We start from the raw sequence: 23,025 nt of genomic DNA on the forward strand, positions 1-23,025 counted from the left end.
GCCGGAGGGAGCGGCAGCCGGAGGCGGCGGCGGGCCAGTAGGGTCGTCGTGTGAGCAGGAGCGAAGAGAACGTCAGGCTGACCGTCGGCGCAGCCGAGTTGACCATCGACCCCGGGAACGGCTGCCGCGTCAGCAGCCTGCGGATCGGGGGCGCCGAACTGCTCCGCCAGGGCGATCGGTACGGCTGCTTCCCGATGGTGCCCTGGTGCGGGCGTACCGCGAACGGGGAGTTCCGCAACGGCGACGAGCTCCACCGGCTGCCGCTGAACTCACCGCCGCACGCCATCCACGGCACCGGCCGGGACACCTCCTGGCACACCGCCCACTCCGATGCCGACGTGGCCGAGGGCCGGGCGGCCTTCTACTACGACCTCGCCGAGCCCTGGCCGTACCCGGGCCGGGTCACGCAGACCTTCGAGCTGTCCGAGGACACCCTGACGCTCGGCCTCTCCGTCGAGACGTACGGCAACTCCTTCCCGGCCCAGGCCGGCTGGCACCCGTGGTTCCTGCGCACGCTCGACGGCCGGAACGCCGAGCTGTCCTTCGACGCCGCCTGGCAGGAGGAGCGCGGCGCGGACCATCTGCCCACCGGCCGCCGTATCGACCCGCTGCCCGGCCCGTGGGACGACTGCTTCGGCATGCCCGACGGCGTGGACGTAAAGCTCACCTGGCCGGAGCGGCTGGAGCTGACGGTGAAGAGCCGCAGCGAGTGGGTGGTGATCTACGACGAGCAGGAGGAGGCCGTCTGCGTGGAGACGCAGTCCGGGCCGCCCAACGGACTGAACACCCTGCCCCGGCTGGTGACCCCGATCGACCCGCTGGAGATCGCGACGACCTGGAGCTGGACACCGCTCCGGGGCGATGACCGGCCGTAGGGCCTGGCCCGGGCCCCGGCCCGTACCGCTTACCCTCGTGGACATGACTGACGTACGCGCTGACCTGCTCCAGCAGATCAAGGACAAGGCCGTGGTGCACGGCAAGGTGACCCTCTCCTCGGGGCTGGAAGCCGACTGGTACATCGACCTGCGCCGGATCACGCTGGACGGCAAGGCCGCGCCGCTGGTCGGCCAGGTCATGCTCGACGCCACCGCCGAGCTGGACTACGACTGCGTCGGCGGGCTGACCCTGGGCGCCGACCCGGTCGCCACCTCGATGCTGCACGCCTCCGCCGCCCGCGGTACGAGCCTGGACGCGTTCGTCGTCCGCAAGGCGCAGAAGGCGCACGGGATGCAGCGCCGGATCGAGGGCACGGACGTCAAGGGCCGCCGCTGCCTGGTCGTCGAGGACACCTCGACCACGGGCGGTTCGCCGCTGACCGCCGTCGAGGCGGTGCGCGAGGCGGGCGGCGAGGTCGTCGCCGTCGCCGTGATCGTCGAGCGCGGTGCCGCCCCGGCCATCGCCGAGGCCGGGCTGCCGTACGTGCACGTCTACTCGGTGGCCGATCTCGACCTGGGCTGAGCCCCGGGGCCCGTCGGTCCCGGGCGGCGGACGGTTTCACGTGAAACCGGGTCCGCCGAGTGGAGCCGGATGACGAGTCTGGGAAGATGGGGGCGACGATGACGTCGCCCCCAGGTCAGGGACTCAGCCTGCACACCCGCACATCCCAAGGAGCGGTCAGATGCCCATCGCAACCCCCGAGGCTTACGCCGAGATGCTCGACCGGGCAAAGGCGGGCAAGTTCGCCTACCCGGCCATCAACGTGACCTCGTCCCAGACCCTGCACGCCGCGCTGCGCGGTTTCGCGGAGGCCGAGAGCGACGGCATCGTCCAGATCTCCACCGGTGGTGCGGAGTTCCTGGGCGGCCAGCACAACAAGGACATGGTCACGGGCGCGGTCGCCCTGGCCGAGTTCGCGCACATCGTCGCCGCGAAGTACGACGTCACCATCGCGCTGCACACCGACCACTGCCCCAAGGACAAGCTGGACGGTTACGTACGTCCGCTGCTCGCCGTCTCCGCGGAGCGCGTCGCCAAGGGTCTGAACCCGCTGTTCCAGTCCCACATGTGGGACGGTTCGGCCGAGACCCTCGCCGACAACCTGGCCATCGGCCAGGAGCTGTTGGCCCAGGCCGCCGCCGCCAAGATCATCCTTGAGGTCGAGATCACCCCGACCGGTGGTGAGGAGGACGGCGTCACGCACGAGATCAACGACGAGCTGTACACCACCGTCGACGACGCGCTGCGCACCGCCGAGGCGCTCGGTCTGGGCGAGAAGGGCCGCTACCTGCTGGCCGCCTCCTTCGGCAACGTCCACGGCGTCTACAAGCCGGGCAACGTCGTGCTCCGTCCCGAGCTGCTGAAGGACCTGCAGGCGGGCGTCTCCGAGAAGTACGGCAAGCCGGCCGGCAGCCAGCCGTTCGACTTCGTCTTCCACGGCGGCTCGGGCTCCACCGCCGAGGAGATCGCCACCGCGCTGGAGAACGGCGTCGTGAAGATGAACCTCGACACCGACACCCAGTACGCCTTCACCCGTCCGGTCGTGGACCACATGTTCCGCAACTACGACGGCGTCCTGAAGGTCGACGGCGAGGTCGGCAACAAGAAGACCTACGACCCCCGCACCTGGGGCAAGGCCGCCGAGGCGGGCATGGCCACGCGCGTCACCGAGGCGTGCGCGAACCTGCGCTCCACCGGTACGAAGCTGAAGTAGGTACGACGCGTACGCAGCGGGCCCGGTCCTCGTTCTCGGGGGCCGGGCCCGTTGCCGTGCCGAGAGCCGTGAGTGAGCAAGGAGAGCTGTTGTGGGTGCGACCTACGATTTCGACGCCGTCGTCGACCGCCGGGGCACCTGGTGCGTCCAGTGGGACGGGGTCGCGGACCGGTTCGGGGTGGACGGGCTGCTGCCGTTCACCATCTCCGACATGGACTTCGCCACCGCCCCCGAGGTGCTGGCCGCGCTGCGGGCCCGGCTGGAGCACGGGGTGTTCGGCTACACCAGCTGGCAGCACGACGACTTCCGCTCGGCGGTCGCCCACTGGTACGCCACCCGGTACGGCACCACGATCGACACCGGGCAGCTGGTCTACGGCCCGTCGGTGCTCAACCAGCTCTCCCAGCTGCTCCAGATGTGGACGGCGGAGGGGGACGGCGTCGTCGTCCACACCCCTGTGTACGACGGCTTCCGCAAGGCGATCACCGGGCTCGGGCGCGAGCTGCGGGGGGTGCCGGTGGGGGACTGGGCGGCGCTGGAGCGGGAGCTGGCGCGGTCCGACGCGAAGGTTCTGGTGCTGTGCTCGCCCCACAACCCGACGGGGTACGTGTGGACGGCCGAGGAGCTGGCGCGGACGGCCGCGCTGGCCGAGCGGTACGGGGTCGCGGTGATCAGCGACGAGATCCACGCGGATTTCGTGCACGAGGAGCGGGTCGGGCGGGGCCATGTGCCGTGGACGCGGGTGGCGGGCGACGGGCGCTGGGCGCTGATCACCTCCGGGTCCAAGGCGTTCAACTTTCCGGCGCTGACCGGGTCGTACGGGCTGATCGGTGATCCGGACGACCGGGCGGAGTTCCTGCGGCGGATGGAGACGGCGGAGGGGCTGGCGTCGCCGGCCGTGCTGTCGCTGACCGCGCACATCGCGGCGTACCGGGAGGGGGCGGCGTGGCTGGACGCGGTGCGGGCGTACGTGGCGGGGAACCTGGCGTACGTTGCGGAGCGGCTGGCGGCGGAGCTTCCCGAGGTGGGGTGGGTGCCGCCGCAGGCCGGGTACCTGGCGTGGATCGACCTGCGGGCGGTGGGGGTGGACGACGCGGCGTTGCAGCGGGTGCTGGTGGAGCGGGAGGGGGTGGCGATCATGGGGGGTGCGGTTTATGGGGCGCCGGGGTTTGTCCGGCTGAACGTGGGGTGTCCTCGGGGGAAGGTCGTCCGGGGGGTCGAGGCGTTGGTGCGGGCTGTGGGGGCCGTGCGGTAGGTGGGTGGTTTCGGGGGCGCTGCCCCCGTGCCCCCGCTCCTCAATCGCCGGAGGGGCTTGATGTGCGGGCCCCCGTGCACCTGCTCCTCAATCGCCGGAGGGGCTTGATGTGCGGGCTCGGGGCAGCGTGTGCGGGGTGGGGCCGGGCGGGGCAAGCTGGGGGCATGGCTGCTGCTCCCGCGCCCGGTGAGATTCGGGTTGCCTCTTCCGTCGGGCGGTGGGTCGTGCTGACCACGGTGCTCGGGTCCGGCATGGCGATGCTGGACTCCACGGTCATCAACGTGGCCCTGCCCCGCATCGGTGAGGATCTCGGCACCGACATGGCCGCGCTCCAGTGGACCGTCAACGCCTACATGCTCACGCTCGCCGGGCTGATCCTCCTCGGTGGGGCGCTCGGGGACCGGTACGGGCGGCGGCGGGTGTTCGTGGTGGGGGTGGTGTGGTTCGCGGCCGCCTCGCTGCTCTGCGGGATCGCGCCGAACGCGGGGGTGCTCATCGCCGCGCGGGCCCTCCAGGGCGTCGGCGGCGCGCTGCTCACGCCCGGGTCCCTCGCGCTCATCCAGGCCAGTTTCCATCCGGACGACCGGGCGCGGGCGGTGGGGCTCTGGTCCGGGTTCGGCGGGGTCGGGGCGGCCGTGGGGCCGTTCCTGGGCGGGTGGCTCGTCGACGGGCCCGGGTGGCGGTGGGTGTTCCTGATCAACCTGCCGCTCGCCGCCCTCTGCGTACCCGTCGCGCTCCGGCACGTACCGGAGTCCCGGGATCCGGCGGCGCACGGCCGGTTCGACGTGCTCGGGGCCGTGCTCGGGGCGCTGGCGCTGGCCGGGGTGACCTACGCGTTGATCGAGGCCCCGGGGCGGGGCGCGTCGCCGGTGGTGATCGGGGCGGCGCTCGGCGGGGTGGCCCTCGGAGCGGCGTTCGTCCTCGTCGAGCGGCGGCGGGCGGATCCCATGCTGCCGCCGTCGATCTTCCGCTCCCGGCTGTTCACCTCGGTCAACCTGGTGACCTTCTGCGTCTACGCGGCCCTCGGCGGCTTCTTCTTCCTCTCCGCGATCCAGCTCCAGACCGTCGCCGGGTACTCGGCGCTGGGGGCCGGTACCGCGCTGCTGCCCACCACCGTGCTGATGCTGCTCTTCTCCGCCTGGTCCGGCGAGCTCGGGCGGCGCATCGGACCCCGTATCCCGCTCACCGTCGGGCCGCTGCTGGCCGCCGCCGGGATGCTCCTGATGCTGCGGGTGGGGACGGACAGCGCCTCCGTCGGCGGGTACGTGACCGAGGTGCTGCCCGCCGTCCTGGTGCTCGGCGCCGGGCTCGTCGTGGTCGTCGCCCCGCTCACCGCGACCGTCCTGGCCGCCGTGGACACCGGACGGGCCGGTCTCGCCAGCGGCATCAACAACGCCGCCGCGCGGGCCGCCGGGCTCATCGCGGTGGCCGCCCTGCCGCTGCTCGCCGGGATGGGGCCGGAGGCGTACCGGGACGCGGGGGAGTTCGCCTCGACCTTCCGGCGGGCGATGCCGATGTGCGCCGGGCTGCTGGTGGCGGGCGCGGTCATCGCCTGGTGGACGGTCCGGACCCCGGCCGCCGCCGCCCGGAGCGAGCGGCCCGAGTGCGCGATGCACTGCGGGGTCGTCGCCCCGCCGCTGGAGCCGGACCACCGCGACGGCTGAGCGGTCCCCGGTGCCGCCGGGGGCGTGACGGCAGGCACACTTGAGGCATGTCCATCCACGAGAACCTTCTCGGGGGCCCCGCCCCGACCCACCTCCCCGACGACCCCGAGCCGCGCGAGCTGCTCGCCGCCGGAACCCCGCCCGCCGACGTCGCCGCGAAGTACCCCACCTCCTCGCTCGCCTGGGCGCAGCTCGCCGACGAGGCGTTCGAGGGCGGCCGGGTCGTCGAGTCGTACGCGTACGCCCGTACCGGCTACCACCGCGGCCTCGACTCCCTGCGCCGGGCCGGCTGGAAGGGCCACGGTCCGGTCCCGTTCGAGCACGAGCCGAACCGCGGCTTCCTGCGCGCCCTGCACGCCCTGGCGCGGGCCGCCGGGTCGATCGGGGAGACCGAGGAGCACGAGCGCTGCACGACGTTCCTGCGCGACTCCTCGCCGACCGCCGCCGACATCCTGGGCTGAGCCCGGGCCCGTACTCCCGAGCCGGGCCCGCCGCCCATGTCGCGCGGGTCCGGCTTAGTATGCGAGCAGGGGACCGGAGCTCCATCACCTCACGGAAGGGGCGGACCGCTACCCGGAAGCTCGTGTCGAGGAGACAGCGATGTCGACGAATCACCCCGACCCCGAAGCCACCGGTGCGGACACCCCGCACCTGGACTTCGCGGGAACGACTCCGTACGAGGACTATGTCCAGGCGGATGTCCTGACCCATCTCCAGCACCTGCGCTCGGACGATCCCGGCGAGATGGTCTTCCTGGTCACCACCCAGGTCATGGAGCTGTGGTTCACGGTCATCGTCCATGAGTGGGAGACCGCCACCCGTGCCCTGCGCGAGGACCGCATACCCGTCGCGCGCGACGCCCTGAAGCGTTCGCTGCGCGAGCTGGAGGCGCTCAACGAGTCCTGGCGGCCGCTGGCCGGACTCACCCCCGCCCAGTTCAACTCCTACCGGGGCTCCCTCGGCGAGGGCTCCGGGTTCCAGTCCGCGATGTACCGGCGGATGGAGTTCCTGCTCGGCGACAAGTCCGCCTCGATGCTGGTGCCGCACCGGGGCGCGCCCCGCGTGTACGCGGAGCTGGAGAAGGCCCTCGGCGAGCCCAGCCTGTACGACGAGACCCTCGCCCTGCTGGCCCGGCGCGGCTATGCCGTTCCCGAGGCGGTCACCAGCCGCGACCTGACCCAGCGGTACGAGCCGTCGCCCGAGGTCGAGGCGGTGTGGGCGGAGATCTACGCCTCCGACGACCAGAACGACGAGCTGGTGCGGCTCGGCGAGCTGCTCACCGACGTCGGCGAGCTGGTGTGGCGCTGGCGCAACGACCACCTCGTCGCCACCCGCCGCGCGATGGGCTCCAAGACCGGCACCGGCGGTTCCGCCGGGGTGGCCTGGCTGGAGAAGCGCGCCACGAAGAACGTGTTCCCCGAGCTGTGGACGGCGCGCAGCCATGTCTGAGAACACGACCACCACGACCACGGCCCCGACGGAGAACCTCCGCGAGCGGGCGCTGAAGCTCGATGCCACCGACCCGCTGGCCGGGCGCCGCGCGCTCTTCGCGCTCGACGACGGCGTCTACCTCGACGGCAACAGCCTCGGCGCGCTGCCCGTCCACGTCCCCGCCCGCGTGCAGGACGTCCTCACCCGCCAGTGGGGCGAGCTGCGTATCCGGTCCTGGGACGAGAGCGGCTGGTGGACCGCGCCGGAGCGGATCGGCGACCGGATCGCCCCGCTCGTCGGGGCCGCCGCCGGGCAGATCGTCGTCGGTGACTCGACCAGCGTGAACGTCTTCAAGGCGGTCGTCGCGGCCGTCCGGATCGCGGGGGAGGGACGCGACGAGATCCTGGTTGACGCGACGACCTTTCCCACGGACGGGTACATCGCCTCCGCCGCCGCCCGGCTGACCGGACACCGGATCGTGCCCGTCGCGCCCGCTGACGTGCTCGCAGCGCTCGGCCCGCGTACCGCCGCCGTGCTGCTCAACCACGTCGACTACCGCTCCGGCCGGCTGCACGATCTGCCCGGTCTGACCGCCGCCGTCCACGCGGCGGGCGCGGTCGCGGTGTGGGACCTCTGCCACAGCGCGGGCGCGCTGCCCGTCGGGCTGGACGAGCACCGGGTGGACCTGGCCGTCGGCTGCACCTACAAGTACCTGAACGGCGGCCCCGGTTCGCCCGCGTACCTGTACGTCGCCGAGCGCCACCAGGCCGTCTTCGACTCGCCGCTGCCGGGCTGGAACTCGCACGCCGACCCGTTCGGCATGACCGCCGGCTACGCCCCGGCGGACGGTTCCGTACGGGGCCGGGTCGGCACGCCCGACATCGTCTCCATGCTGACGCTGGAAGCGGCGCTGGACGTGTGGGACGGGGTGTCGGTGGACGCCGTACGGGCCAAGTCGCTGGCCCTGACGGACTTCTTCCTGGAGTGCGTCGAGGCGTACGTACCGGCGGGCCGGGTCGCCTCCGTCACCCCGGCCGCGCACGCCGAACGCGGCAGCCAGGTCGCTCTGCGCTGCGCGGAGGCGGAGCCCGTGATGCGCCGGCTGATCGAGCGGGGCGTCGTCGGCGATCTGCGGCGGCCGGACGTGCTGCGGTTCGGCTTCACCCCGTTGTACGTGGGGTTCGCCGACGCGGAACGGGCGGCGCGGATCCTCGCCGATGTGCTGGCCGAGGTACCCGCCGGGGACACCGTCGGCTGACGGGCCGTCACCCTCTGTTCGACCGGGCGGGGGCGGTGCCGAGTGCTGGTACCGTCCCCGCAGGTCAACCCAGTTGGGCACCTGACACCGGTACAGAACACAGGCGCAGGCCACGGGCATAGGACGGTTGAGCAGCATGTCGGATTCCCCGGGTTCCCCGGACTCTGCGGCGCGTGATCGGGACGAGGCGGAGAGCGCGTCGGCGTTCGCCCATCCGCCCGTCGCGCCCGACGCCACCGCCGCCTACGGTGACCACCCCGACCAGGTCGTCGACTTCTACGCCCCACGCGACGGCCGCACCGCCGCCCCGCTCGTCGTCCTTCTGCACGGCGGCGCCTGGCGGGCCCCGTACGACCGGGTCCACACCTCCCCGCTCGCCGACTTCCTGGCCCGCCGGGGCTTCGCCGTGGCGAACGTGGAGTACCGGCGCGGCGGCGATGACATCCCGCAGCAGCGCGACGGTGCGGAGAACACCCGGCCGTCCGGCGCCGATCCCGTCGCCGGACGGTGGCCGGAGACCTTCGACGACGTGGCCGCGGCCCTGGACGCGATGCCCGCGCTGGCCGCCCGTGAGCTGCCGGGCGCCGATGTGCGGCGGATCGTGGTCGCCGGGCACTCGGCGGGCGGCCACCTCGCCCTGTGGGCGGCGGCGCGGCACGTCCTGCCCGAGGGGTCGCCGTGGCGGCTGCCCGCCCCGCCACCGCTGCGCGGAGTCGTCGCGCTGGCCCCGATCGCGGACTTCGCCACGGCGGCCGGGCTCGGGGTGTGCGGCGGTGCGGTCGACCAACTCCTGGGCGGCAAGGCCGACTTCGAGGAGCGGGCGGCGCACGCCGACCCCGGGGTGCTGCTGCCGACCGGGATCGCCACCGCGATCGTCCAGGGCGTCGACGACATCGTCGTGCCCAAGGCCGTCGCCGAGGCGTACGTCGACGCGGCGGCCAGGTCCGGCGAGACGGTCGGGCTGACGCTGCTCGGCGGCGTCGGGCACTTCCCGCTGATCGACCCGGCCGCCGACGCCTGCGCCGTGGTGGCCGAGGAGATCACCCAGCTCGCCTGGTGAGTTCCCCGCCGGGCCGCCCCGATTGCGGACCGGAGGTGTCCGCAAGGCTCTCTACGTTGGTCCTGTGCCGCTCGGGCGGAGTCGCAACCGACGAAGGAGAACCTCATGACGATCCTGGTGACCGGAGCAACGGGAACGGTCGGCCGCCGCGTGGTCGAGCAGCTGCTGGAGCGCGGCGAGCACGTCCGGGCGCTGACCCGCGACCCGGCGCGCGCGGAGCTTCCGGCCGGCGTCGACGTCGTACGCGGAGACCTCACCGACCCGGCGTCGCTGGAGCCCGCGCTGGACGGGGTGACCGGACTGCACCTCATCACCTTCGGCGGCGGCCTCTTCGCCCCGCTGGAGACCGGTGAGGAGATCCTCGGCCTGGCCCGGGAGGCGGGCGTGCGCCGGGTGACCGTGCTGCACGGCGGCGGGGGCACCCCGATGGAGAGCGCGGTACGGGCGAGCGGCTTCGACTGGACCGTCGTGATGCCGGTGGAGTTCATGGCGAACGCGCTGGAGTGGGCGCCGGGCATCAGGAGCGAGGGCGTGGTGCGCGAGCCCTTCGTCGACCGGCTGAGCGCGATGGTCCACGAGTCGGACATCGGGGCGGTGGCGGCGGTTGCCCTCACCGAGGACGGTCACGGCGGCCAGGAGTACCTGGTCACCGGACCGCAGGTGCTGACCGTCCGCGACAAGACGGCGGCCGTCGGCGCGGCCCGGGGTGCGGACGTCGAGCTGGTCGAGCTCACCGAGGAGCAGGCGCGGGAGAGCTGGCGGGGCCAGGGCATGCCGGAGGACGTGATCGCGTTCCTGATCGGCGTCTACCGGGACACGCCGCCGGAGGGCCGGACCGTGATCGACACGGTGGAGAAGGTCACCGGGCGGCCGGCGCGGACCTTCGCGCAGTGGGCCGAGGAGCACGCGGAGCACTTCCGCGCGCAGTCCTGAAAGCGCTGCTGACCTGGGGTTATCCGGCCCTTGAAGCGGTACGGCGGAGGCGGGTAGTCCTTGAGACGGACGCCCCGGAATCCGCACCGATGGTGACGACCCGCCGTCCGCCGCCGCCTACCGTGGAAGCGTGACCGAGACCCAGACGAAGAACAGTGGCCCGGAGTTCCGGGCAGCCGCAGCGGCGATAGACGGCCTGCGGGAGGACCTCTTCCGCCAGGCGTTCGCCTACCGGCCCCTGCCGCCGCTGAACCCCGACGGACGGCTGATGCGGCGGCTGCCCGAGGGGCTGCGCAGGGGCGCCGTCTGGGCCCCGCACGCCCTCGTGCTGTTCGCCGCCTTCCTCGTGATGATGGCCGGGTTCGCCGAGTGGGAGTTCCGCCTCCTGATGGGGCTGGTCCCCGCGATCGTGGTGGCGATGACCCTCATCAGGCCGGTCGCCGCGTTCTGGGCGTCGATGCTGGCGACCGTCTTCTGCGCGGTCCTGGGCAGCGAGGGGCTGTGGGGGCCGAGCGCCTTCGGGGCGCAGCTGGTGGTCCTGGTGGTCGTGGCCGCCCGGACCCGGCCCCGTACCGCCGCCTGGATGTGGCTGCTGACCCTGCTGTTCGGGATGCTGGTGGAGGGCGGCGACCCGTCGATCACCGCGCCGCTGGCGACGCTCTCCGCCTTCGCGCTGCTGGTCGTCGCCGTGGTCCAGATCCGGCGCGACGCCGAGCGCGAGGTCACCGTGCAGCGCACCGTCACCGCCGTCGAGCGCGACCGGCGCACCCTGCTGGAGGAGCGCACCACCATCGCCCGGGAGCTGCACGACGTGGTGGCCCACCACATGTCCGTCGTCGCGATCCAGGCCGAGGCCGCCCCCTACCGGGTCGAGAACCCGCCGCCGGAGCTGGAGCAGGCCTTCGTCACCATCCGGGAGAACGCCGTCGCCGCCCTCACCGAGCTGCGCCGCGTCCTCGGGGTCGTACGGGCGGAGGACTACGAGGCCCCGGACGCCCCGCAGCCCACTCTCGCCGCGCTCGACGGGCTCCTGGACAACGTCCGCGAGACCGGCCTGGAGACGGAGAAGGTGATCACCGGGGCCGTCCGCGAGCTGCCGCAGGGCGTCGAGCTGTCGGCGTACCGGATCGTCCAGGAGGCCCTGAGCAACACCCTGCGGCACGCGCCGGGCTCCTCCGCCAGGGTCGAGCTCGGCTATGTCCTCGGCGGGCTCGGGCTGCGCATCGTCAACGGGCCGCCGCGCGGTCTGGTCAAGCCCTCGCCGGGGGCCGGGCACGGGATCACCGGGATGCGGGAGCGGGTCGCGATGCTGAACGGCGAGATGACGGCCGGAGCGACGGCGGACGGCGGCTACGAGGTCGCCGTCTTCCTCCCCGTACCGCTGTCCCCGGAGCCGGAGTCCCGGGAGCCGGCCGACGGCAACGGCAACGGCGAAACGGTCGTCATCGAACGCGTACAGGACGGCCGGGCATGAGCGACACCGACATCCGGGTCCTGATCGTCGACGACCAGATGATGGTCCGCGAGGGCTTCTCGGTCCTGCTCAACGCGATGCCGGGGATCACCGTCGTGGGCGAGGCGGTGGACGGGCAGCAGGCCCTCGCCCAGGTCGCCGCCCTGAGCCCGGACGTCGTCCTGATGGACATCCGCATGCCGGAGATGAACGGCATCGAGGCGACCCGCGAGATCGTCGCCCGGGACGCCGACGCGAAGGTCCTGGTGCTGACGACCTTCGACCTCGACGAGTACGTCTACCAGGCGCTGCGGGCCGGGGCCTCGGGCTTCCTCCTCAAGGACGCCTCCGCCCGGCAGCTCGCCGACGGGGTACGGGTGGTGGCCTCGGGCGAGGCGCTGCTCGCCCCGACGGTCACCAAGCGGCTGATCACCGAGTTCTCCAAGCTCGCGGAGACCCCGCGGCCGCCCGCCCTGGCCCGGATCGGCGATCTCACCGAGCGCGAGACGGAGGTACTCGTCCTGATCGCGCAGGGCCTCTCCAACGCGGAGATCGCCTCGCACCTGATCGTCGCCGAGTCCACGATCAAGACGCACGTCAGCCGCATCCTGGTGAAGCTGGGGCTGCGCGACCGGACCCAGGCGGCGGTGTTCGCGTACGAGGCGCGGCTGGTCACCCCGGGGTAGCCGGACCTGTGCCGGAGCTGTCCGGGGCCTTCCGGCGAGCGTGGGAGCCCCGGACCTGTGCCGGGGGCCTTGCGGCGGGCGCGGGCGCGGGTAGCGTCGGATCATGCACGTGTCCTTCGATCCCTGGTCGCCCGCGTTCGTCGCCGATCCCTACCCCGCCTACACCGCGCTGCGCGCCACCGGCCGGGCGCACTGGTTCGAGCCGACGGGGCAGTGGCTGATCCCGCACCACTCCGACGTATCGGCCCTGCTGCGCGACCGGCGGCTCGGCCGGACGTATCTGCACCGCTTCAGCCACGAGGAGTTCGGCCGTACCCCGCCGCCCGCCGCGCACGAGCCGTTCACCACGCTCAACGGGCAGGGCATCCTCGATCTGGAGGCCCCCGACCATCCGCGGATCCGCCGGCTGATCTCCAAGGCGTTCACCCCGCGTACGGTCGAGAACCTGGCCCCGACCGTACGGCGGCTGGCGGCCGAGCTGGTCGACGCGTTCGTGGCGAAGGGCGGCGGGGATCTGCTGGCCGAGGTCGCGGAGCCGCTGCCGGTCGCGGTGATCGCGGAGATGCTGGGCGTCCCGGAGGCGGACCGGGGCCTGCTGCGGCCCTGGTCGGCGGCGATCTGCGGAATGTTCGAGCTGAACCCCTCGGAGGAGACGGCGGCCGCCGCCGTCCGGGCCTCCGTCGACTTCTCCGCGTATCTGCGCGGGCTGATCGCCGAGCGGCGCACCGACCCCGGCGAGGACCTGATCTCGGCGCTCATCGCCGCCCACGTCGAGGGCGAGCGGCTCACCGAGCAGGAGATGATCTCCACCTGTGTGCTGCTGCTGAACGCGGGCCACGAGGCGACGGTGAACACCACCGTCAACGGCTGGCGCACCCTCTTCCACCACCCGGAACAGCTGGCCGCCCTGCGCGCCGACCCGGCGCTGCTGCCCACCGCGATCGAGGAACTCCTGCGCTACGACACCCCGTTGCAGATGTTCGAGCGCTGGGTGCTGGACGACATCGAGATCGACGGCCAGGTGATCGGGCGCGGGGCGGAGGTGGCGCTGCTGTTCGGCTCGGCCAACCGGGACCCGGAGCGGTTCGCCCGCCCGGACGTCCTGGATCTGTCGCGTACGGACAACCCGCACATCACCTTCGGCGCGGGCATCCACTTCTGCCTGGGCGCCCCGCTGGCCCGGCTGGAGCTGGCCGCGTCCTTCGGCGAGCTGCTGCGGAAGGCGCCCGCGCTGCGGATGACGGCGGAGCCGGAGTGGCACCCGGGGTATGTGATCCGGGGGCTGAAGGAGCTGCGGGCGGAGGTGTAGGCGGGGGCGGTCAGCAGGGGTTGGAGCACTCCGGCCGCGGCGGACCGGCCAGGGCGTCGACGGCGTAACCGATCGCGGCGAGTCCTGCGACGGCGGCGACCAGACCGAGCGCCCGCAGCCAGCGGCCGCGGACCGCGGCGAAGACGGCCAGCGCCGCGGCGATCCCGCCGATGACCATGAGGGGCAGGCCGTACCACACCACGTCCCAGTTCGTGGCGCCCTCGAAGCCGTCGAGGAGACCGTCCTTGCCGTACGGGGTCCACAGCGCGATGCCCGCGAGGGCGCCGGCGAAGGCGGTCAGGCAGCCGGCGGTGCCGACGGCGGCTTCGCGCCGAGGGTTCTGGGGTTCCATGCCCGGGGGGACGCGGCGGGGTGCGGGCGCGGTTCCGCTTACGGGGGCGCTGCCCCCGGACCCCCGCTCCTCAAACGCCGGAGGGGCTGGAGGTGCGCCCCCGCTCCTCGAACGGCCGGAGGGGCTGGAGGTGCGCCCCCGCTCCTCGAACGGCCGGAGGGGCTGGAGGTGCCGGGGGCTGTCGTGCGACGTCACGTCAGCGGGTACGACCTCCGGCCCGATGCCTCGTCGATCTCGTCGTGGGCCTTGGTCAGCAGTTTCATCGCCAGTTCGTTCAGCGCCCTGGCCCCCGCGATCTCCTCGCCGACCCGCTGCTGGTCGGCGTCCGAGGGGTGGCGGCTGGCGTAGCCGTGGGCGCGTACCTCTGTTCCGTCGGAGAGGCGGACGAGCGCCGCCGCGCGGGTGCGGTGGGTGTCCTCCTCGAATTCGAGGTCGATGTGCCATCCGACAGCGATCCTGGTCATGACGAACACCTCCGGGACGTTCCGGGCGTCTTCTACCAGCGTGCGCCCGCTGTCCCGTCCGCGCTCGCCGGGCCCGGCAGCATCAGCCCCCAGGCGCCCGCCCGGACCGTCCAGGTCCGGGTGCGCACCGGGCCCCCGGTCTGTATGTCGGCCCGGTAGCGGAAGTCCGCGCCGGAGACGGTGACGGCCTTGGCCTCCGCCGTCACCTCCTCGCCCGACGCGGTGCGGACGACCACGTCGGCCAGCCCGCCGCCGCCCTGCGAGGTCACCGAGACGCCCCGGACCGGTGTGTCCAGGTCGCTCAGCAGCACCCCGTCCGCCTCGATGCGCAGGCGGTGGGCGCCCGGGTGCGTGGCGGCGGCGACCGGGGCCGGGCGGACCAGGGACGTCACCAGCGAGCGGCAGGTGTCCCAGACGGCCGTGACGCCCGAGGGCGGGCCGCCCGGGCCGGGCTGCGGGGCCGGGGCGGGGATGCGCAGGCGGCCGAGGACCACGCCGTCGCTGTCGTCGACCAGGAGGTCCAGCCGCCGCACCGCGCCGTCGAGCGCGGTCCGGGCGGCGGCCACCGCGCCCCGGGGGACGCCGAGGGCGTGGGCCACCTCCAGGGCGTGCGCCGCGCCGACCGGGATCAGGGAGAGGACGCCGGCGGCCAGCTCCCGTTCGCGGTGCAGCTGGGCCACCGCACGCAGCAGCGCGTGATCGTCGCCGACCACCACGGGCCGCCGCGCACCCCGCCGGGACAGGGCCCGGGCGAACTCCTCGGGGGTGTCCGGAAGGCAGATCTTGGCGTGCGAGCCGGCGCTCAGCACGTCCTTGGCGATGCGCACGGACTCGCCGTCGGTCCGGCGGGCGACCGGGTCGATGACCACCAGGAGCTGGTCGTCGCCGTCGTCGGGGGGCTCTGCAGCCGACACCTCGGTCCTTCCTCGGGTAGCATCTTGGTGCAAGAGCCCCTTGCGCTATTGCGCCAGGGGCTTCGTCTATTCCGGGGCACCCGGTTCGACGGCTCAGGCTTTGCCGTACATCGTCGTGCGGCAGGTACGACCTTTACGTACGCCCCCTGACCTTGGACATGCCCCGCCCGGAAGGGGTGTACGCCTGTGCCCGCACTTGTGCTGCTCGGTGCTCAGTGGGGTGACGAGGGCAAGGGGAAGGCCACCGACCTCCTCGGTGGATCCGTGGACTATGTCGTGCGATACCAAGGCGGTAACAACGCCGGTCACACGGTCGTCGTAGGCGACCAGAAGTACGCACTGCATCTCCTCCCCTCCGGAATCCTGTCGCCGGGGTGTACCCCGGTCATCGGGAACGGTGTCGTGGTCGACCCGGCGGTCCTGCTCTCCGAGCTGAGCGGTCTGAACGAGCGAGGCGTCGACACGTCCAAGCTTCTGATCAGCGGCAACGCTCATTTGATCACTCCGTACAACGTCACGCTCGACAAGGTGACCGAGCGCTTCCTCGGGAAGCGCAAGATCGGCACGACGGGCCGGGGCATCGGTCCGACGTACGCCGACAAGATCAACCGGGTGGGGATCCGCGTCCAGGACCTCTACGACGAGTCGATCCTGGAGCAGAAGGTGGAGGCGGCCCTGGAGCAGAAGAACCAGCTCCTGGCCAAGGTCTTCAACCGCCGGGCCATCGAGGCCGGCAAGGTCGTCGAGGACATGCTCCAGTACGCGGAGCAGATCAAGCCGTTCGTCGCCGACACGACCCTGATCCTGAACGATGCCATCGACGAGGGCAAGGTCGTGCTCTTCGAGGGCGGCCAGGGCACCCTGCTCGACGTCGACCACGGCACGTACCCCTTCGTCACCTCGTCGAACCCGACGGCGGGCGGCGCCTGCACCGGCGCCGGTGTCGGCCCGACGAAGATCAGCCGCGTCATCGGCATCCTCAAGGCCTATACGACGCGGGTCGGCGCCGGTCCGTTCCCGACCGAGCTGCACGACGAGGACGGCGAGGCGCTGCGGCGCATCGGTGGCGAGCGCGGTGTCACCACCGGCCGTGACCGCCGCTGCGGCTGGTTCGACGCCCCGATCGCGCGCTACGCGACCCGGGTCAACGGCCTGACCGACTTCTTCCTCACCAAGCTGGACGTCCTCACCGGCTGGGAGCAGATCCCGGTCTGCGTGGCGTACGAGATCGACGGCAAGCGCGTCGAGGAACTCCCGTACAACCAGACCGACTTCCACCACGCGAAGCCGATCTACGAGAACCTGCCGGGCTGGTCCGAGGACATCACCAAGGCCAAGACCTTCTCCGACCTGCCGAAGAACGCGCAGGGGTACGTGAAGGCCCTGGAGGAGATGTCGGGCGCCCCGATCTCCGCGATCGGCGTCGGCCCCGGCCGGACCGAGACGATCGAGATCAACTCGTTCCTGTAGGGAACGGGCGAGCAACACCGCGGCGGCGGACGACGACACCACGCGTCGTCCGCCGCCGCACACCCGCATACGCGGGCTGGATGGTGTGACTAATGTGTCCGCCATGAAGGAGCCAGGATGCTGCTGAGATTCCGGGTGGCGAACGTCCGGTCCCTGCGCGACGAGCAGGAGCTGTCGTTCGTCGCGTCCGAGGGGAGCGAGAGGGAGCAGGCCGCCGCGCGCGAGCTTGCCCTTTCCGACGGCAACCTGCTCCCGGTGCACACCGTCGTCGGGGTCTTCGGAGCCAACGCCTCAGGCAAGTCCAATGTCATCGCCGCGCTGAAGAACATGAAGCATGCGGTGATGCGCTCCTATGCCGACTGGACGTCCTACGACGGCATTCCCCGGGACGAGTTCGCCCTGGACCCGAAAGCGGCAGAGGAGACCTCCCTGTACGAGGCGGACTTCGTCCTCGGTGACGGTGTCCGCTGGACGTACGGATTCGAGCTTGGGGCACGGCGGATCGAGGCGGAGTGGCTCTACGCCTATCCCAAGGGCCGCCGTCAGGTGTGGTTCGACCGGGACGCTGGCCGCGAGAAGCCCTTCGACTTCCCGGGCGACCGGCTCCACGACCGCACCCGCCTGGCCCGTACGACCAGGCAGGACGCCCTCCTCTTGACCCGGGCTGCCAATGACGGCCACGAGCAGCTCACCCCTGTCTTCGACTGGTTCAAGAACAACCTGTGGGACGTTACGCCCGAGACCGAGCGCACTCAGCGCGAGGACTACACGGCTGTGAACCTGCTCAGGAACGAGGACTTCCGGCGACGGGCCGAGGAACTGCTGCGCGTCGCCGACCTGGGCATCGCCGAGGTAGAGGTCGAGCAGACCTCGTCCGGGCGCCCTGTGGTGCGGCTGATCCACGCGGGCGGCGGAGAGCGCACGGCGCTGGACTGGTCTGCCGAGTCCTGGGGCACCCGCTCCTGGTTCGCGTTGATCGGCCCGCTCCTGCTCGCCCTCGACAGTGGCGCCGTCCTCCTCATCGACGAACTGGACGCCAGCCTCCACCCGCGCTTCGCGGCCGAGGTCATCCGTCTCTTCCAAGCTCCCTGGGTGAACCCGAAGGGCGCGCAGCTGGTCTTTACCGGCCATGACCCTTCCCTGCTGCGCACCCCTGGCGGCGGCCGGCTCCTGGAGCCGGGCCAGCTCTGGCTCACCGAGAAGGACGAGCGGGGCGCGACGGAGCTGTCGTCCGTCGCGGACTGGGAGCCCACCGACGAGGAAGACCTGATGGCGTCGTACCTGGCGGGCTCCTTCGGCGCGGTACCGAAAGTATCCGAAGGGCAGATCGGGCGGCGGCTGGTGCGGACGGACGACTTGGCGCAGATGGAGGCGGAGGAGGGCTGATGGCGAGGCCAAGGGGAGGGGACAGCGTTTCCCGCAAGAAGGGCGGAGCGAAGGGCCGCGCGAGCCGCGCACGCCAGGTGTACATCTTCACCGAGGGCGAGGTCACCGAGCCCGAGTACATCGACATCATCGTGAAGAACGGCACGCAGGCCACGCCGGGCCGTGGCGTCGATCACCACTTCGAGAACGAGAACGCCGTAGGCAAGCACCGCAAGCCGTACGCCATGGTCAAGGACGCCGTACGCACCCTGCGCAAGGTCGAGCGGGAGGCCCGGGACGCGGGGCTGGTGCCCAAGGACTGGAACTACCCCGAGGTGTGGGTGATCTTCGACCGTGACGACCACCTGAACATCCGCGAGGCCAGACAGCTCGCGGAGAAGGAAGGCGTCAAGATCGCCTACTCCCACCCCTGTTTCGAGCTCTGGCGGCTCCTGCACTACACGAACTACACCAGCAGCTTCGGCGGCGTATGCGGCGACGCCAACAGCCGGCTCCGCTCCCGGCCCGGTTTCGCGGCGACGTACGGTCGGCAGGTTCGTACCGTCTCCGAGCAGCAGTCCAAGCACATGCGCGAGGAACAGGTGCTGAGCAAGGACGGGCAGCGGTACAAGGACGCCAAGAAGTTCGCGAAGGCGATCAATAATCGCGTCGAATCGGCCAATCCTGATAAGTGGGATCCGTACACCGACGTCTGGAATTTCGTCGAGGACGGACTTCTCCTCAGCGGCTATTAGGCTGCCTCGACGTACGTCGTCGTCCTTGACGCACATGGCCGGGGGGCTCGCTGCCCACGGCCGTACCCCTTTGCACAGCGCAGACATCGACCCCCCTTGGAGGCCGTCCGTGGCCAAGCTCACGCTCGATCAACTGGAGCGTCACCTCTTCGCCGCCGCAGACATTCTGCGGGGCACCATGGACGCCGCCGAGTACCGGGACTTCCTCCTGGTGCTGCTGTTCCTGAAGCGGGCGAACGACGAGTTCGACGCGGCCCGGGAGCGGGTCATCGCGAAGGAAATGGCGCAGGGAGCGAGCCGGGAAGACGCCGAGGACGAGGCGGACGAGCCCTACCACTACACGAGCGAGCGGATCATCTACGTCCCGGAGGAGGCCCGCTGGGGTCGGCTGGCCGGAGCGGTGGACGACGTGGCCACGAGCTATCTCCAGCCGGCGCTCGACGCACTGGAGGGGCACAAGGGCAACGAAAAGCTCCAGGGCCTCTTCGGGCAGGTCAACTTCAACCGGATCGGCGGGGGCGGCGGCACCGGCACGTCGGCGGCCAAGCTTGCGGACAAGCGGCTCTCCGCGCTCATTGGCCACTTCGGAAGCCTGGGGCTGCGCGGCGAGGAGCTTGAGTTCCCGGACGTCATCGGCGCCGCGTACGAGTACCTGCTGAAGGACTTCGCGGACTCGGCGGGTTCCAAGGGCGGCGAGTTCTACACCCCGCGCGCGGTGGTACGGATGATGGTCGAGCTGGCCGAACCGGAGGCCGGGCACCATGTGTACGACCCCTGCGTCGGATCCGGCGGAATGCTCATCCACGCCAAGGAGTACATCGAGGAGCACGGCGGCGATCCCGAGAACCTGTCTCTGGCCGGGCAGGACGCCAACAACGGTTCCTGGGTTATGGCGACCATGAACATGCTGTTCCACGGCGCCAAGGACTTCGACCTGAAGACGGGCGACACACTCGCCAACCCGTTGCACGCCGACAAGTCGTACGACCTGGTGCTCAGCAACCCGCCCTTCTCCATGGATTACAGCGCCGATGACCTGCCCGACATCGAGGGCCGGATGAAGTACGGCCAGACCTCGGAAAAGGGCAAGGCCGACCTGATGTTCCTCCAGCACATGCTGTACATGGTGGATGGGCGGGGCGGCTCCGTCTTCACCGTGATGCCGCACGGCGTGCTGTTCCGCAGTGGCGCGGAGGGCGACATCCGGGCGCAGCTGATCGAGGACGACCTGTTGGAGGCCGTGATCGGTCTGCCGTCCAACATTTTCTACGGCACGGGTATCCCCGCCTGCGTGCTGGTGCTGCGTGCCAGGGGACAGAAGAAGACGGACCGGCAGGGCCGGGTCCTCTTCATCAACGCCGACCGCGAGTACCACTCGGAGCGAGCGCAGAACGTGCTGCTGCCGGAGCACGTGGAGAAGATCGTCTCCACCTTCCGCGAGAAGGTGGGCGACGGTGAGGGCGTGCCGCGGTTCGCCCGCTGGGTGGAGCGGGAGGAGTTGGAGAGGAACGACTACAACCTCAACATCCGCCGCTACGTCGACAACACCCCGCCGCCGGAGCCACAGGACGTGCGGGCACATCTGACGGGCGGGGTGCCGAAGTCCGAGATCGAGGCGGAGGAGAAGGCGAAGCTGCTGGAGGCGTACCGGGTCGGGATCACCGACCTGTTCGTTGCGCGGGCGGCGGACCCCGCGTACGTCGACTTCCTGCCCGAGGGCGAGCGGCCGGACGCCGAGCGGCTGAGCGCGCTGGCCGAGGGGCGAGAGCGGGAGCTGTGGGACGCGTTCGACAAGTGGTGGGCCGTCGAGACGGAGCAGATTGCGTCACTGGCCCCCTGCGAGGGCGACGACCGCACGGAGTTCGAGAAGCGTTCCCAGCTCGCGCGACTGCGCGCTGACCTGATCGCGTCGTTCCGTGAACTGCTTCTCAGCGTTGGCCTGTTGGACCGATACGCGCTCGCAGGAGCGGTCGCCGGGTGGTGGCAGGACGCACGGAACGAGCTGAAGGCCCTGGCCGGCAACGGCTTCAAGGGCGTCGTCGAGGGCTGGGTCGACACGGTCGAGACGCTCCTCGAACCGGAGCCGAACCCGTGGACGGGCGGTGCGCGCAAGCGCTCGGGCGCGGAGCGGCGGCAGGCGTACGGCCACAAGGTCGTCGCCCTGATCGCCCCGGACTTCCTGCGCGAGCTGGCCGAGGTGGATGCGACCAAGGCGGACCTGGACGCGGAGGTGAAGGCGGCCGAGGAGGCGGAGGCCGCGCGGGCTGCCGCTGCGGCGGGGGTGGCGGGGGAGGACGACGAGGCGCCTGAGGCCCTTGACCCGGCGGTGGCGGAGGCGCTGGTCAGCGAGGCGGACCTGAAGGCGCTGAAGAAGCGGCGTACGGCAGCGGGCAAGGCGGTGAAGGCGCTGGAGGAGGCGTTCTATCCGTTGGACGGGATGGGGGGCGCGGCGAAGGCGGCGACCGCTGCGGCGAAGAAGAAGGCCGAGACGACGGAGCCTGCGGCTGCCGCGTCCGCCGGTCAGACGGCGCTGGACGTGACGGTTGCCGATGCCGACGAGAAGCGGCCCAGGCCTCTCCTGCACGAGGTGCGGGACGCGTTGAGCGAGGAGGGTGCCCGGGAGATCGTGCTTGGCATTCTTCGAGACGACTTGGCGTCGAAGCTGGATGGGCATGTGGTGCGTCGGCGGCGGGAGTTGATCGACGTGTACCTGGGCTGGGAGCGGAAGTACCTGGTATCGCTGCGGGATATCGAGGCCCGGCGCGGGGCTGTGGCGCAGCGGTTGGATGGGTTCCTTAAGGAGCTGGGCTATGTCGGCTGATGATTATTTCGTCTCTCATCGACTCGGTTCGATTGCTCAAGTCGCAGGTGGGCTGGCGTTGGGCCGCTCCGTTTCGGAGCGAGAAGGCGTAGAGGTTCCCTATCTCAGGGTTGCGAATGTGCAAGACGGATACATTGATACGTCCGAGATGAAGTCCGTTCGTGTGTTGCCCGGAGAGATCGAACGATATCGGATCAGAAAGGGGGATCTCCTGCTCACGGAGGGTGGCGATCTCGATAAATTGGGTCGTGGTGCCGTGTGGGACGGGCGTATTCCTGTCTGCTTGCACCAAAATCACCTATTTCGTGTTCGAAGCGACCGCAACGTGGTGCTGCCGGAATATCTTTCCTTGTATGTTTCCTCGCAATTGGGGAAGCGGTATTTCCTGGGGGCAGCTAAGCAGACGACGAACTTGGCGACAATTAGTTCTTCGCAGCTGAAGTCGATGCCTATTCCGTGTCCCGAATTGTGGATCCAGCGAAAGATTCTTCGGATCCTGGACTCGATGACTCAGTCGGAGCAGTCTACCGAGGCGTCGATCGCTAAAATGCAGTCTGTGCAGGAGGGTCTTCTTTCAAAACTTCTAGGCAGCCCTGACGGCCTAGCCGTCGCTGCGGGTGGCAGTCCGTACGCAACCTGTCGTGACGTGCTGAAGATGGCTGGGGGTCTCCCGCTCGGACAGGCTGAATTGAATCCCGTTGGGAGATACCAGATTTTCAGCAGTGGAGGTCTCGCGGGTAGAGGCGACCGCCAGATCACTGGCGGCCCGGCCATCATTATTGGTCGAGTAGGGGAGGGGGCTGGCTCTGTTCATTTTTCTTCCGAATCGGCTTGGGTCACGGACAACGCCCTATGGGTCAAAAGAATCGCTCCTGGCTGGATTCCCGAATTTATTGCCATTTATTTGCGCTGGATTGATTTGCGAAAGTACCAGAGTCAGACAGGGCAGCCGTTGGTTACGCAGGGCGTGATCGGCAGGGTGTCGATCCCACCCCTTGACCTCGCTGAGCAGCAGAAAATCGTGCGAGTCCATAATTCCTGGGAGGAGGAACTGCAGGCTTCTCGCTCTTTCCTTGCTAAGCTGCGTGCGCTTCGGAGCGGAATTACGGACGGTATTTTCAGCGGCAAGATCGTCTCTCGGTTGGGCCGAGTGTGATGGTCTGAATCGGCCTGATATCAGGAGGC

At 70.8% G+C, this 23,025-nt stretch carries 21 protein-coding genes; 18 read left to right on the forward strand and 3 right to left on the reverse strand.

Going from position 1 to position 23,025, the window contains the following annotated elements:
* The first annotated feature begins 50 nt into the window (after positions 1-50).
* From KV381_RS19805 to KV381_RS19865, 13 genes are all read left to right on the forward strand, one after another.
* Complete coding sequence (locus KV381_RS19805) at positions 51-875, forward strand: aldose epimerase (protein ID WP_030082050.1); 825 nt, start codon at positions 51-53, stop codon at positions 873-875.
* A gap of 43 nt (positions 876-918) precedes the next feature.
* On the forward strand, positions 919-1,458 hold the full coding sequence (gene pyrE / locus KV381_RS19810) for an orotate phosphoribosyltransferase (RefSeq protein ID WP_030082052.1): 540 nt from the start codon (positions 919-921) through the stop codon (positions 1,456-1,458).
* A 160-nt stretch (positions 1,459-1,618) separates the two neighbouring features.
* On the forward strand, positions 1,619-2,650 hold the full coding sequence (fbaA, locus tag KV381_RS19815) for a class II fructose-bisphosphate aldolase (protein WP_030082054.1): 1,032 nt from the start codon (positions 1,619-1,621) through the stop codon (positions 2,648-2,650).
* Between the two features lie 91 nt (positions 2,651-2,741).
* Positions 2,742-3,905, forward strand: coding sequence for a MalY/PatB family protein (locus tag KV381_RS19820; RefSeq protein ID WP_030082056.1), 1,164 nt, complete (start codon positions 2,742-2,744; stop codon positions 3,903-3,905).
* Positions 3,906-4,069: 164 nt separating this feature from the next.
* A complete protein-coding gene (locus KV381_RS19825) occupies positions 4,070-5,569 on the forward strand; it encodes a DHA2 family efflux MFS transporter permease subunit (protein WP_103537949.1) in 1,500 nt (499 codons plus the stop codon).
* A gap of 47 nt (positions 5,570-5,616) precedes the next feature.
* Entirely contained in the window at positions 5,617-6,030 is a 414-nt protein-coding gene (locus KV381_RS19830; RefSeq protein WP_030082060.1) for a DUF3151 domain-containing protein, read from the forward strand.
* Positions 6,031-6,169: 139 nt separating this feature from the next.
* Positions 6,170-7,018, forward strand: coding sequence for a tryptophan 2,3-dioxygenase family protein (locus KV381_RS19835; protein ID WP_193464640.1), 849 nt, complete (start codon positions 6,170-6,172; stop codon positions 7,016-7,018).
* Entirely contained in the window at positions 7,011-8,258 is a 1,248-nt protein-coding gene (gene kynU, locus KV381_RS19840) for a kynureninase (protein WP_030082064.1), read from the forward strand. Before KV381_RS19835 ends, kynU begins: the two co-directional genes overlap by 8 nt.
* A gap of 136 nt (positions 8,259-8,394) precedes the next feature.
* A complete protein-coding gene (locus tag KV381_RS19845; RefSeq protein ID WP_030082066.1) occupies positions 8,395-9,318 on the forward strand; it encodes an alpha/beta hydrolase in 924 nt (307 codons plus the stop codon).
* Positions 9,319-9,423: 105 nt separating this feature from the next.
* The gene (locus KV381_RS19850; RefSeq protein ID WP_086777873.1) at positions 9,424-10,251 is read left to right on the forward strand and encodes an NAD(P)H-binding protein; all 828 of its coding nucleotides are present in this window, start codon (positions 9,424-9,426) and stop codon (positions 10,249-10,251) included.
* A 130-nt stretch (positions 10,252-10,381) separates the two neighbouring features.
* The gene (locus KV381_RS19855) at positions 10,382-11,725 is read left to right on the forward strand and encodes a sensor histidine kinase (RefSeq protein WP_098023952.1); all 1,344 of its coding nucleotides are present in this window, start codon (positions 10,382-10,384) and stop codon (positions 11,723-11,725) included.
* The gene (locus tag KV381_RS19860; RefSeq protein WP_030082071.1) at positions 11,722-12,390 is read left to right on the forward strand and encodes a response regulator transcription factor; all 669 of its coding nucleotides are present in this window, start codon (positions 11,722-11,724) and stop codon (positions 12,388-12,390) included. The genes KV381_RS19855 and KV381_RS19860 overlap by 4 nt, the downstream gene beginning before the upstream one ends.
* A 103-nt stretch (positions 12,391-12,493) precedes the next feature.
* Positions 12,494-13,699: a cytochrome P450 gene (locus KV381_RS19865; RefSeq protein ID WP_218785889.1), complete on the forward strand. Its 1,206-nt coding sequence runs from the start codon at positions 12,494-12,496 to the stop codon at positions 13,697-13,699.
* A gap of 10 nt (positions 13,700-13,709) precedes the next feature.
* Here the strand turns inward: KV381_RS19865 and KV381_RS19870 are convergent, their stop codons facing one another.
* The 3 genes from KV381_RS19870 to KV381_RS19880 all read right to left on the reverse strand — a co-directional run bounded on the left by KV381_RS19870 (position 13,710) and on the right by KV381_RS19880 (position 15,429).
* Positions 13,710-14,051: a hypothetical protein gene (locus KV381_RS19870; protein ID WP_193464638.1), complete on the reverse strand. Its 342-nt coding sequence runs from the start codon at positions 14,049-14,051 to the stop codon at positions 13,710-13,712.
* Positions 14,052-14,242: 191 nt separating this feature from the next.
* Positions 14,243-14,515 carry a DUF1876 domain-containing protein gene (locus KV381_RS19875; protein WP_030082077.1) on the reverse strand — a complete coding sequence of 91 codons (273 nt, stop codon included), beginning with the start codon at positions 14,513-14,515 and terminating at the stop codon, positions 14,243-14,245.
* Between the two features lie 32 nt (positions 14,516-14,547).
* Positions 14,548-15,429, reverse strand: coding sequence for a hypothetical protein (locus KV381_RS19880; protein ID WP_030082079.1), 882 nt, complete (start codon positions 15,427-15,429; stop codon positions 14,548-14,550).
* 186 nt (positions 15,430-15,615) lie between these two features.
* On the opposite strand from KV381_RS19880, the gene KV381_RS19885 reads away from it, so the two are divergent.
* The 5 genes from KV381_RS19885 to KV381_RS19905 all read left to right on the forward strand — a co-directional run bounded on the left by KV381_RS19885 (position 15,616) and on the right by KV381_RS19905 (position 22,996).
* Positions 15,616-16,899 carry an adenylosuccinate synthase gene (locus KV381_RS19885; protein ID WP_030082081.1) on the forward strand — a complete coding sequence of 428 codons (1,284 nt, stop codon included), beginning with the start codon at positions 15,616-15,618 and terminating at the stop codon, positions 16,897-16,899.
* 117 nt (positions 16,900-17,016) lie between these two features.
* On the forward strand, positions 17,017-18,285 hold the full coding sequence (locus KV381_RS19890) for an ATP/GTP-binding protein (protein WP_218785891.1): 1,269 nt from the start codon (positions 17,017-17,019) through the stop codon (positions 18,283-18,285).
* Positions 18,285-19,019, forward strand: coding sequence for an RloB family protein (locus KV381_RS19895; RefSeq protein ID WP_218785893.1), 735 nt, complete (start codon positions 18,285-18,287; stop codon positions 19,017-19,019). Before KV381_RS19890 ends, KV381_RS19895 begins: the two co-directional genes overlap by 1 nt.
* A 109-nt stretch (positions 19,020-19,128) precedes the next feature.
* Positions 19,129-21,840: a class I SAM-dependent DNA methyltransferase gene (locus KV381_RS19900; protein ID WP_218785895.1), complete on the forward strand. Its 2,712-nt coding sequence runs from the start codon at positions 19,129-19,131 to the stop codon at positions 21,838-21,840.
* Positions 21,830-22,996, forward strand: coding sequence for a restriction endonuclease subunit S (locus tag KV381_RS19905; protein ID WP_218785897.1), 1,167 nt, complete (start codon positions 21,830-21,832; stop codon positions 22,994-22,996). The genes KV381_RS19900 and KV381_RS19905 overlap by 11 nt, the downstream gene beginning before the upstream one ends.
* Positions 22,997-23,025: the final 29 nt, after the last annotated feature.

The sequence above is a fragment of the Streptomyces sp. WY228 genome, assembly GCF_019287315.1.
GTDB lineage: Bacteria > Actinomycetota > Actinomycetes > Streptomycetales > Streptomycetaceae > Streptomyces > Streptomyces caviscabies.